At 66.7% G+C, this 10,794-nt stretch carries 9 protein-coding genes and 1 pseudogene; 1 reads left to right on the top strand and 9 read right to left on the bottom strand.

What is annotated here, in order from left to right:
* The 3 genes and pseudogenes from VJ673_RS14165 to VJ673_RS14155 form a co-directional block, all read right to left on the bottom strand.
* Positions 1 to 466, bottom strand: a pseudogene (locus VJ673_RS14165) (electron transfer flavoprotein subunit alpha/FixB family protein); the annotation flags it as partial.
* Positions 467 to 1,216 carry an electron transfer flavoprotein subunit beta/FixA family protein gene (locus VJ673_RS14160; RefSeq protein ID WP_324126776.1) on the bottom strand — a complete coding sequence of 250 codons (750 nt, stop codon included), beginning with the start codon at positions 1,214 to 1,216 and terminating at the stop codon, positions 467 to 469.
* 36 nt (positions 1,217 to 1,252) lie between these two features.
* Positions 1,253 to 3,724 (bottom strand): GcvT family protein, encoded by a 2,472-nt coding sequence (locus VJ673_RS14155; RefSeq protein WP_324126775.1) that lies wholly within the window; start codon positions 3,722 to 3,724, stop codon positions 1,253 to 1,255.
* A 331-nt stretch (positions 3,725 to 4,055) separates the two neighbouring features.
* On the opposite strand from VJ673_RS14155, the gene VJ673_RS14150 reads away from it, so the two are divergent.
* The gene (locus tag VJ673_RS14150; protein WP_324126774.1) at positions 4,056 to 4,307 is read left to right on the top strand and encodes a CBU_0592 family membrane protein; all 252 of its coding nucleotides are present in this window, start codon (positions 4,056 to 4,058) and stop codon (positions 4,305 to 4,307) included.
* A 69-nt stretch (positions 4,308 to 4,376) separates the two neighbouring features.
* On the opposite strand, the gene folC is transcribed toward VJ673_RS14150, so the two are convergent.
* The 6 genes from folC to VJ673_RS14120 form a co-directional block, all read right to left on the bottom strand.
* The gene (gene folC / locus VJ673_RS14145; RefSeq protein ID WP_324126773.1) at positions 4,377 to 5,693 is read right to left on the bottom strand and encodes a bifunctional tetrahydrofolate synthase/dihydrofolate synthase; all 1,317 of its coding nucleotides are present in this window, start codon (positions 5,691 to 5,693) and stop codon (positions 4,377 to 4,379) included.
* A 120-nt stretch (positions 5,694 to 5,813) separates the two neighbouring features.
* Positions 5,814 to 6,071 (bottom strand): hypothetical protein, encoded by a 258-nt coding sequence (locus tag VJ673_RS14140; protein WP_324126772.1) that lies wholly within the window; start codon positions 6,069 to 6,071, stop codon positions 5,814 to 5,816.
* A 49-nt stretch (positions 6,072 to 6,120) separates the two neighbouring features.
* Positions 6,121 to 6,513, bottom strand: a complete 393-nt coding sequence (locus tag VJ673_RS14135) for a dihydroneopterin aldolase (protein WP_324126771.1) — start codon at positions 6,511 to 6,513, stop codon at positions 6,121 to 6,123.
* A gap of 249 nt (positions 6,514 to 6,762) precedes the next feature.
* Positions 6,763 to 7,458, bottom strand: coding sequence for a sarcosine oxidase subunit gamma (locus VJ673_RS14130; protein ID WP_324126770.1), 696 nt, complete (start codon positions 7,456 to 7,458; stop codon positions 6,763 to 6,765).
* Positions 7,451 to 10,480 (bottom strand): sarcosine oxidase subunit alpha family protein, encoded by a 3,030-nt coding sequence (locus VJ673_RS14125; protein WP_324126769.1) that lies wholly within the window; start codon positions 10,478 to 10,480, stop codon positions 7,451 to 7,453. The genes VJ673_RS14130 and VJ673_RS14125 overlap by 8 nt, the downstream gene beginning before the upstream one ends.
* Positions 10,477 to 10,788 carry a sarcosine oxidase subunit delta gene (locus VJ673_RS14120; protein WP_324126768.1) on the bottom strand — a complete coding sequence of 104 codons (312 nt, stop codon included), beginning with the start codon at positions 10,786 to 10,788 and terminating at the stop codon, positions 10,477 to 10,479. Before VJ673_RS14120 ends, VJ673_RS14125 begins: the two co-directional genes overlap by 4 nt.
* Between the last annotated feature and the right edge of the window lie 6 nt (positions 10,789 to 10,794).

Genomic DNA, 10,794 nt, shown 5'->3' with positions numbered 1-10,794 from the left:
GAGCGAACTTGGTCGTGCGCACCGTCACCACCTTGATGGGATCGCGCGACTGCACCGTCGCCAGCGCATTGCCGGCGTAGATCGGCCGCTCGAAGGTCGATGCGTCGAAGACCGCGCTGATCTCGGAGATCTGCATCACGTCGAGGCGCGCCGCCACACGCGGCATGACCGCCTTGGCCACGCTGCAGGCCGGCGCAAGCAGGTGGCTGTAGCCGCCGGCCTTGACCGCCGAGGCGATCACCGGCGCGAGGTTTTCCGCGAGCTGATGGGCAAGCGAGGGATCGTCTGCGACCAGCACCTTGGACACGCCCACGACTTTGGCCGCCGCTTCGCCCGCCGCGCCGCAGCCGGACCCGGCGACGAGCACGTGGACCTCGCCTCCGATCTGCACTGCGGCGGTGACTGCGTTCAGCGTCGCCGACTTGAGTTGGGTGTTGTCGTGTTCGGCAAGTACGAGGATGCTCATTTATGCGGCCTCCACCAGATCTTTCAACTTGGCCGCGAGTTCGGCGGCCGAGGACAGCTTCACGCCGGCATGGCGCTTGGGCGGTTCAACCACCTTGAGGGTGGCCAAGCGCGGCGAGAGATCGACGCCGAGCGAATCAGCCGTGACGACGTCGAGCGGCTTCTTCTTTGCTTTCATGATAGCCGGCAGCCCCGGGTAGCGCGGCTGGTTGAGGCGCAGGTCGACCGTCAGCACCGCCGGCAGGCGGACCTTCGCGCGCTCGAGGCCGCCGTCCACCTCGCGCGTGATGGCGGCACCGCCACCGTCCAGCTCCAGACCGGACACGAAAGTGCCCTGCGCCCAGTCGAGGAGCGAAGCGAGCATCTGCCCGGTCTGATTGCAGTCGTCGTCGATCGCCTGCTTGCCGACGAAGACGAGCTCGGGGCCTTCACGGTCGACCAGGGCCTTGAGCGCCTTGGCCACCGCGAGCGGCTCGGTCTCGCCGTCGGTCTGCACCAGGATGGCGCGATCTGCGCCCATCGCGAGCGCCGTGCGCAGGGTGTCCTGGGCCTTGTCGGGGCCCACCGACACCGCGATCACTTCGGACGCCTTGCCGTCTTCCTTGAGCTTGACCGCCGCCTCGACGGCGATCTCGTCGAAGGGGTTCATCGACATCTTGAGATTGGCGGTGTCGACTCCGGTGCCGTCCGCCTTGACGCGCACGCTGACGTTGAAGTCGACGACGCGCTTTACTGCTGCGAATATCTTCATGGTCTCCTCACTCTCGCTCTGTCAGGGTCAGGGCGCTTAGGCAGCGGCGTCGGCGCGCAGCTTGCGGTTCTCCGGGTCGTAGGGCGACTCGGGCACCACCACGGCGCGCTTGCGCTCGCCCAGGATCTGGATCTCGAGCTGGGTGCCGACCTCGGCGTATTCCGGCTTCACGTAGGCAAGCGCAATGCTCTTGCCGGTCACGTGGCCGTAGTAGCCCGCCGTCGCGCGGCCGACCACCGCACCCTTGGCATTGAAGAGCGGCTCGTTGCCGAGCGGATCGGCATCGACCACGCCCTGCACTTCCAGCGTCACGAAGCGGTTCGGCACCCCCGCGGCGAGCTGCTGTTCGAGCGCGGCGCGGCCGATGAAGTCACCCTTGTCCATGCGCACGAATCGGTCGAGGCTCGCTTCGAACGGCGTGTTGTCGCGGGTCAGGTCGGTGCCCCACATGCGATAGGACTTCTCGACACGCAGCGACTCCATCGCCCGGATGCCGACCATGCCGATGCCGAACTCGCGGCCTGCGGCGAAGAGCTGGTCGAAGATGTGGTGCGCATACTCGATCGGGAAGTGCAGCTCCCAGCCGAGTTCGCCGACGAAGTTCACCCGCAGGGCATAGACGTCGGTCGCCATGCCCACTTCGATCACCTGGCTGGTGAGCCACGGGAAGCTCTTGTTGTCGAGCGGCGAGTCGGTGAGCTTCTTCAGCACGTCGCGCGAGTTCGGTCCCGCCAGCACGAAGCAACCGCGGCTGCCGGTGATGTTGCGCAGGGTCACCGAGCCGTCGGCCGGCAGGTTCTTCTGCAGGAAGTCGGAGTCGATGCGCTCTGCCGCACCGGCACTGACGACGTAGTAGTGGTTGTCGGCGATCTTGGTGATCGTGAACTCGGCGTGGATGCCGCCGCGCTTGGTCAGCGCATGGCACAGGGCGATGCGGCCGATCTTGCTCGGCACCTTGTTGGCGACCAGCGAGTCGAGCCACGCTTCGGCCCCGGCACCGCAGACTTCGTGCTTGGTGAAGGCCGTCAGATCGATGATGCCGACCTTGTCGCGCATGAGGCGGCACTCGTTGCCGACGTGCTCGAAGTAATTGGTGCGGCGGAAGCTCCACTTGTCGTGGCGCTCGACACCTTCAGGGGCGTACCAGTTGGCGCGCTCCCAGCCGTAACGCTGACCCCACACGGCGCCCATGCGGTCGAGCTTGTCGTACACCGGGCTGGTCTTGAGCGGACGGCCGTCCTCGCGTTCCTCGTCCGGGAAATGGACTGTGAACACGTTGCGGTAGGTTTCCTCGTTCTTCGCGACCGTGTAGCGCTTGCTGGTGTAAGCGCCGTAGCGGCGCGGGTCGACGGCCAGCATGTCGATGCCGGGCTCGCCTTCGACGATCCACTCGGCGAGCTGCCAACCCGAGCCGCCCGCGGCGGTCACGCCGAAGCTGTGGCCTTCGTTGAGCCACAGGTTGCGCTTGCCGAAGGCCGGGCCGATCAGCGGGTTGCCGTCCGGCGTGTAGGAGATCGGGCCATTGACGATGGTCTTGATACCGCAGGTCTCGAGGGCCGGCACGCGCTTCATCGCCGCCTCGACGTGCGGCAGCAAACGGTCGAGATCGCCTTCGAACAGGCTCTTGCCGAACCAGCCCGGGACGCCGTCGGCGAAGCGCGCGGGCGCGCCCTTCTCGTAGGGGCCGAGAATCCAGCCGTTGCGCTCTTCGCGCAGGTAGTACTGGGCGTCGGATTCGCGCAGCACGGCGAGCTCGTTGCCGCCCGCTTCGCGATAGGCCTTCAGCTCCGGCGACTCGTCATAGACGATGTACTGGTGCTCGACCGGGATCGCCGGCACGTTGATGCCGAACATGCGGCCCATCTGGCGTGCATAGTTGCCGGTGGCGCAGACCACGTGCTCGCAGGTGATCTCGCCCTTGTTGGTGGTGATCTTCCATTCGCCCGAGGGGAGCTGCTGGACGCCCGTTACCTCGGTCTGCTCGTAGATCTCGGCGCCGCCCATGCGTGCGCCCTTGCGCAGCGCCATGGTCAGGTCGACCGGAGCGATGTGACCGTCGTCCGGGTGATACAGGGCGCCGATGACCTTGTCGGTATTGACGCCGTCGCCCAGGTCGATCAGCGGCCACAGTTCCTTGATCTGCGACGGGCTGATGACCTCGAAGGGCACGCCGATCGTGTTGGCGGTGCCGCAGTACTTGAGGTACTCGTCCATCCGGTCGCGATTGGTCGCCAGACGCAGGTTGCCGGTGACGTGGAAGCTCACCTCCTGGCCGGTTTCCTCGGGCAGACGCTTGTACAGGTCGACCGAGTACTTGTGGATCTGGCCGACCGTGTAGCTCATGTTGAAGAGCGGCAGCAGGCCGGCCGCGTGCCAGGTCGAACCCGCGGTGAGTTCGGTGCGCTCGAGCAACACCACGTCGGACCAGCCCTTCTTGGTCAGGTGGTACAGCGTGCTGACGCCGACAACACCCCCGCCGATTACAACTACGCGCGCATGTGATTTCATCAATCGTGTCTCCCACTATAAGTCTGTACGCCACCATCGGCGCTGCTTCACCCTGCGTCCCTTGCCGCCAGACTGCCGGGCTTGCGGACGGGAAAAAGTGTAGGAGGACGGGGATTCGGAACAGCTTCCAATTGCGACCGCCAAAAGCGGAAATGCGCCAAACGGTGTTTGCGGGATCGATATTCAAAAAGCGGGCTGAAAGGCGCTGTCGCAACTAGGAAGAAACAGGTCGCAGAGCAAGGCTGCGTGCGGCGGCGCACTTATGCACCATCACATCGCGTTACACGAAAACGCGATTCGGCAGTTCTCACCCTCACAAGAAAGCAGAGCCATGAGCCCACACGAAATCGTCGGCCTGTTCGGCGTCGCGTGCTACCAGATCGCCTATTTCGCGATCCAATTGACGCGTATCGACCCGAATGATGGCCGGATCGTCGCCCTCAACGTACTCGGCCCGATCACGCTCATCTATTCGTTGATGCACGACTTCAACCTGCCGTCGCTCGTCGCCCATCTCGCCTGGCTGGCGATCACCGTCGTGGGCTTCGTCAAGTCGCGCCGACGCCAGGCGTCGAATGCCTGATCCGCAGGCAAGCGGGGACGCCCCGCGGGACTTGCGCCCTGCGGGGTTGGGACTTCCGGCCCACGCCGCTCAGGCGCAGGCGTGCGAAGCGGCGGGCTGCGGGCGGGTGAGCCGCGCGGGAGACGTCGCCTCCTCGCGCAGCACGTCGGCGACGGTGTGGAAGGACCCGAAGACGACGATGCGGTCGTTCGCACTGTCCGCATGAGCGAGTGCGTGCCGGTAGGCGAGCGCCGGGTTCTCGAATTCGTCGATCTGGCCCCCCACGCCTTGGGCGCGCAAGGCTTGCGTCAAATGGGCGGCGGTCGCACCGCGCGGTTCGTGGATGTCCGCGACGAGCCATGTGTCGATACGGCCCTTGAGCAGGCCGATGACGGACTCGATGTCCTTGTCGGCGAGCATCGCGAACACGGCGGTGGTCCGTCCGATGGTGTTCGAGGACTCGAGATTCTGGGCGAGCGCCGCGGCGGCGTGCGGATTGTGGGCGACGTCGACGATCACGGTCGGCGCGTGGCGCAGGATCTGGAAGCGGCCGGCCACGCTGGCGTTGAGGAGCCCGCTGCGGATCGCGGCTTCGGGCACCGGCAGGCGCTCGTGCAGTGCGTCCAGGGCAGCCATGGCGGCGCTCGCATTGGAGAGCTGGAAGGCGCCCCGCAGGCGGGGATAGGGCAGCACCAGCGGATCGGCGCCGTGGCGCTGGAAGCGCCAATTGAGCCGCCGCGCGTCGTAGCCGAAGTCGCGCCCGATCTCGCGCAGGTCGGCGCCGACCGATGCGGCGTGGGCGCGAAGGCTCTTGGGCGGCGCGGCATCGACGCAGATCGCCGGCTTGCCGCAACGGAAGATGCCGGCCTTTTCGAAGCCGATCGCTTCCCGCGTGTTGCCGAGATAGGCGACGTGGTCGATGTCGACGCTGGTGACGATAGAACAATCGGCATCGAAGGCGTTGACCGCATCGAGCCGGCCACCGAGGCCGACTTCGAGGATGGCGACGTCGACGCCCGTCTGCACGAACAGCGTCATCGCTGCGAGCGTGCCGAACTCGAAGTAGGTCAGCGCGAGATCGCCGCGCGCCCGCTCGACTTCGGCGAAGCTCTCGCGCAGTTCCCGGTCGCTCGCCTCGCGACGGTCGATGCGCACCCGCTCGTGATAGCGCAGCAGGTGCGGCGACGTGTAGCAGCCGACGCGGTAGCCGGCTTCGGCAAGGATCGCCTCCAGCATCGCGCAGGTCGAACCCTTGCCGTTGGTGCCGCCGACGATGATGACCGGAAAGCTCGGCGCCAGGCCCAGCGCGCGCTTGACCGCATGCACACGTTCCAGCCCCATGTCGATCACGGTGGGGTGCAGGCGTTCGATATGGGCGAGCCAGTGGCTCAGCGTCTTCGGATTCATGGTCTCGGGCTCCTTGCGTGGGCGTCGCCCTGTCCTCGAAAGCGGAAGGGCTTGTAGCGATTTAACTGCGCCCGGGCTCCGGCGACTGGTCCCTGCGCGACATTGCAGTGTTTGGGGACGTCAGCGCGCGTGCTGCGAGGCCTCCAGCCGCCGGCCGAGCTGCACGATGCGTTCGTGGACCCGCAGGTCGTTCACGCCCAGTGCGAGTTCCAGGCAGCGCTGAAAGTCATCCGGGGTGACCCCGGCGCCGCAATCGACGGCGTGCTCCAGGCGCTTCACCGACAGCCGTCGATGACCGAGCCCAAGGCTGTGGCGCAGCAACTGCAAGGCGATGACGGGAGCGTCGTCCGAACCGACTGCCATCTTCATCGCATGCATCAGTTTCCGGGTGTCCTGTCGGCACATGGTTGCCCCCTGTGCTCGCAGGTTAAGCCGCTTGTTGCAGCGGAAAGCCGGCTCGGGCGACGTGCTCTTCGTAGTTGCGTTCGATCATCACACCGACGCGTCCGACGCCCTCCAGGATGTCGGGCTTGTGCACCGACAGGGTCAGCCAGCTCGGACGAAACTCGTCGAAGATCACGCCTGCGAGCGAATCGGCCAGATGTTCGAGGAGCGCGAAGCGCCGCTGGTCGAGGATCTCACGCAGGCGCGCAACGAGCTCGCCGTAGTCGATGGTGTCTTCGATGCGGTCGCTGCGGGCGGCGCGACCGCTGATGCCCAGGCGCAAGGTGATCGACACCGGCTGGGATCCGGTCAGCTCGTGCGGATAGATGCCGACCTGCGCCGCCGCCTGGATGTCTTCGATAAAGATCTGGTTCATGCTTGTCTCCCCCGGCTCGCCGCGCGCGCCAATTCTTTGATGAATGCGGGTACCCGGGGCTGCGGCGCGGGCCGCGGTGCATTTGCACGATCCCGGCTCCCCGAAGGCGACTTCAAGATAAGTCAGCGATGCTGGCGAGGCTTGTCTGCACACGACGGGGGGCTGCGCTTGTGCGACCCGCCGGTGCTCGCGGAGGAGTGGCGCCGGCTGCCTGCAGGCAGAGCCGACGCCACTCCGTCGCGCAGTGGGTCAGCTCGTCGCGACCTCGACTCCGCGCGCCGAAGTGCGGCCCTGCGACTGCGCCTCGGCGGACGCGACGAACACGCCGAACTCCTCGGCTGCATCGAGGATCCATCGGTACAGGTAGTCCGCGAAACTGCGCCGGATCACGAGCTCCCAGCGACCTTCCTCCACGTGCCGGATCACCGCCGAGCTCTTCGCGAAGACGCTCGTGATGCCCTTGCCGACCGGGAAGGCACGCGGATGCACGTCGTAGGGCGTGCATTTCATCAGCAGCTCGCGCACGCACGGCCCGCTGAGTTCGAGCACCGTCTGGCCGCCGGTTGTGTTCATCACCGCGTAGTGGCCCGTAAGCTCGCTACGCAGCGCCGCTTCGGCTTCGAACTCGACGCCGGCCGGCACGATGATCAGCCATTCGTCGGGCGACATCCACTGGATGCTCACCCCGCGCGTCTCGTCGCGGGACACGGGCCCCATGGCGAGCGGCAGTGCAAGCCCCAGCACGCGCTCGACGCCGCCACGGAAGGCCTCGTCGGCGGCATTGCCGCGCAGCACGAGGTGCCCGAGGAAGGGCTTCTCGCGCACGACCACGCCGGCGTCACGCGCCGAATTGGCCGATGCGACGTTCGCCCTCGTCATCGCCAAGGGCGACTCCGATTTCACCGCGCCGCGCGGGTTCAGATCCATTTGTGCGAACTCAGACATTTTGACGTGCTCCTTCCGCGTCGTAGAAGACGGGGCTGACGATCTCGGCCGCGTGGACCTTGCCGTCGGCCATCGGCAGATAAACGGTTTGGCCGATGCGCTTGGCTCCGCCCTTGACGACGGCCAGCGCGAACGAGTGGCCGAGATTCGGGCTGTAGTAGCTCGACGTGACGTGTCCGACCATCGGCATCGGGATGCGGATCTCCTTCTCGAGCACGATCTGCGCGCCCTCGTCGAGCACGAGCTTCGGGTCGAGCGGCTTCAGGCCGACCAGCTGCTTGCGGTCGTCGCGCTTCGTGTCGGGGCGCGTTAGCGCGCGGCGGCCGATCCACGAGAACGGCTTCTTGTAGCCGACGCACCACTGCATGCCCAGATCCTCCGGCGTCATCGAGCCGTCGGTTTCCTGGCCGACGATGATGAAGCCCTTCTCGGCGCGCAGCACGTGCATCGTTTCCGTTCCGTACGGGGTCAGGCCGTACTTCTCGCCCTTCTCGAAGAGCGCCTTCCACACATGCATCGCGTGGTTGGCCTGCACGTTGATTTCGTACGACAGCTCGCCGGTGAAGGAGATGCGATAGACGCGGGCGGGAACGCCGGCAACCGTGCCTTCGCGCATGTCCATGAACTTGAAGTTGTCGCGCGACAGGTCGATGTCGTCGGTGAGCTCGGCGAGCAGCTTCCTCGCATTCGGGCCGTTGATCGCCATCGCCGCCCAGTGGTCGGTCACGGAGTTGAAGTACACCTCCAGCTCGGGCCACTCGGTCTGGTGCCACAACTCCATCCAGTCGAGCACCGCCGCTGCGCCGCCCGTCGTGGTCGTCATGTGGAAGTGGTTCTCGCCGAGGCAGGCCGTGACGCCGTCGTCCATCACCATGCCGTCGTCCTTGCACATCAGGCCGTAGCGGCACTTGCCGATGTCGAGCTTGGTCCAGGCGTTGGTGTAGAGGCGGTTGAGGAACTCGCGCGCGTCCTTGCCCTGGATCTCGATCTTGCCCAGCGTCGAGGCGTCGAGGATGCCGACCGACTCGCGCACGGCGCGGCATTCGCGCTGCACGGCTTCGTGCATCGATTCGTTGCCGCGCGGGAAATACCACGGACGCATCCACTGGCCGACTTCCTCGAACTTCGCGCCGTGCTCGACGTGCCACGCATGCAGTGCGGTGTAACGGCGCGGGTCGAAGAATTCGCGGCAGTGACGGCCGGCGATCGCGCCGAAGGTGATCGGCGTGTAGTTCGGGCGGAACACCGTGGTGCCAGTCTCGGGGATCGACTGCTTGAGGCAGCGTGCCGCAATCGCCATACCGTTGATGTTGCCGAGCTTGCCCTGGTCGGTGCCGAAGCCCATGCCGGTGTAGCGCTTGACGTGCTCGATCGACTCGAAGCCTTCGCGGGTGGCGAGCTCGATGCCAGCCGCGGTGACGTCGTTCTGCGGATCGACGAACTGCTTGGGCGCGCGCATCGCGGGCTTCACGTGCGGCACCTGGTAGAGCGCCGCGGCCTTGCCTTCGCGGACCTTCGCGACCTTGGGCAGCGCCGGGACTTCGACCTGGAAGCCCGTGCGCTGCGCAGCGGCGGCACCAGCGGCCGCACCGTCGGCGAGCGCATCGGCGAGCGCGCCCTTGCCATGCACGCCGCCCACCGGGGTCATGCCCGGCACCTTGCCGGGGACGAAGCCGAGGATGTCGTCGCGCCACTCTGGTCGAACGCCCGTATGCGCCGCGAGATGCACGACCGGGCTGTAGCCGCCCGAGCTCGCGATCGTGTCGCAGGTGAGCGTCTCGATGCGGCCGGTAACACGGAAGCCGCCGATGTCGATGCGCGCGACCAGTGCGGCGCTGACGCGCTTCGTGCCGCGCGCCTCGATCACGCCGCTGCCGGTAATGATGCGGATATTGCGGGCACGCGCCTCGGAGACGAGATCGCCGTCCGGATGCTCGCGTGCATCGACGATGGCGACGACTTCGCGGCCGGCTTCATGCCAATCCAGCGCGGCGCGGTAGGCGTGGTCGTTCGAGGTCGCGAGCACGAGGCGGCGGCCGGGGGCGACGGCGTAGCGGCGGACGTAGGTCGACACCGCTCCCGCGACCAGGTTGCCCGGCACGTCGTTGTTCGAGAAGACCAGCGGACGCTCGTGCGTACCCGTCGCGAGGATCACTTCGCCGGCGCGGACACGGTGCATGCGGGCACGCACCTGACGGCGGCCATTGACGCTCGGCGCGAGATCCGCGAGGTGTTCGGTGCGGCGCTCGTGCAGCGTCACGAAGTTGTGGTCGTGATAGCCGTTCGCGGTCGTGCGCGGCAGCAGCAGCACTTCGGGCATCTTCGAGAGTTCGGCGAGCACGGACGCGACCCAGGCCGAAGCCGCACGGCCGTCGATGAGCTCACGCGAATCGAGGAGCGAACCGCCCATCTCTTCCTGCTCGTCGCACAGGATCACGCGCGCGCCGGAACGTCCGGCAGCCAGCGCCGCAGCGAGGCCCGCCGGACCGGCGCCGATCACCAACACGTCGCAGTGGCGGTTGATGTGATCGTAGATGTCGGGGTCGTTTTCCTTAGGCACGCGCCCGAGGCCCGCCGCCTTGCGGATGTACTTCTCGTACTTCGGCCACATCGACGCGGGCGACATGAAGGTCTTGTAGTAGAAGCCCGGCGGCATGAAACGCCCGCCGACGCTGCCCACGACGCTCATCAGGTCCTTGTCGACGCTGGGCCAGCCGCTGGTGCTTGCGGCAACCAGCCCGCCATACAGCGCCTGCTGCGTGGCGCGGACGTTCGGCACCTGCCCGGCTTCGGTCGCGCCGAGCTGCACGACGGCATTCGGCTCCTCGGCGCCGGCGGCGACGATGCCGCGGGCACGGGAGTACTTGAAGCTGCGGCCGACGACATCGACGCCGTTGGCGAGCAAGGCCGAGGCGAGCGTGTCGCCGGCAAAGCCCTGGTAGCTCTGGCCGTTGAAGGTGAAGCGCAGCGGGCGGCTGCGGTCGATCCGGCCCCCGTTATCGAGACGGTTCGTTTGGCTCATTTTGCCGCCCCCTTGTCAGCGGACTGGCCAGCCACCACGGAGGGCTTCTGACCGACCTTGTAGGTTTCGAGAATCTTGTAGCTCACGGTGTCGCGCGTGATGTTGAAGAACTTGCGGCAGCCGGCAGCGTGGTACCACAGCTCGTGGTGCAGGCCGCGCGGGTTCTTGCGGAAGAAGAGGTAGTCGCCCCAATCCTCGTCGCTGGTCGCTTCCGGCTCCGCCGGGCGGGCGATATGCGCCTCGCCCTTCGGACGGAACTCTTCCTCCTCGCGGGTTTCGGCGCAGTACGGGCAGTAGATATGCAGCATGTTGTC

This window comes from Aromatoleum sp. (genome assembly GCF_035254505.1).
In the GTDB taxonomy this organism is placed as follows: Bacteria; Pseudomonadota; Gammaproteobacteria; order Burkholderiales; family Rhodocyclaceae; genus Aromatoleum.
This window is presented reverse-complemented; position numbering and strand designations above follow the sequence as displayed.

What these genes read in the sequence shown, in the direction of transcription:
- VJ673_RS14140 (WP_324126772.1), bottom strand. Translation starts at nt 6,071, where the DNA reads ATGCATGCGATGAAGATGGCAGTCGGTTCGGACGACGCTCCCGTCATC.
- VJ673_RS14120 (WP_324126768.1), bottom strand. Translation starts at nt 10,788, where the DNA reads ATGCTGCATATCTACTGCCCGTACTGCGCCGAAACCCGCGAGGAGGAA.
- folC (WP_324126773.1), bottom strand. Translation starts at nt 5,693, where the DNA reads ATGAATCCGAAGACGCTGAGCCACTGGCTCGCCCATATCGAACGCCTG.
- VJ673_RS14160 (WP_324126776.1), bottom strand. Translation starts at nt 1,216, where the DNA reads ATGAAGATATTCGCAGCAGTAAAGCGCGTCGTCGACTTCAACGTCAGC.
- VJ673_RS14130 (WP_324126770.1), bottom strand. Translation starts at nt 7,458, where the DNA reads ATGTCTGAGTTCGCACAAATGGATCTGAACCCGCGCGGCGCGGTGAAA.
- VJ673_RS14135 (WP_324126771.1), bottom strand. Translation starts at nt 6,513, where the DNA reads ATGAACCAGATCTTTATCGAAGACATCCAGGCGGCGGCGCAGGTCGGC.
- VJ673_RS14125 (WP_324126769.1), bottom strand. Translation starts at nt 10,480, where the DNA reads ATGAGCCAAACGAACCGTCTCGATAACGGGGGCCGGATCGACCGCAGC.
- VJ673_RS14155 (WP_324126775.1), bottom strand. Translation starts at nt 3,724, where the DNA reads ATGAAATCACATGCGCGCGTAGTTGTAATCGGCGGGGGTGTTGTCGGC.
- VJ673_RS14150 (WP_324126774.1), top strand. Translation starts at nt 4,056, where the DNA reads ATGAGCCCACACGAAATCGTCGGCCTGTTCGGCGTCGCGTGCTACCAG.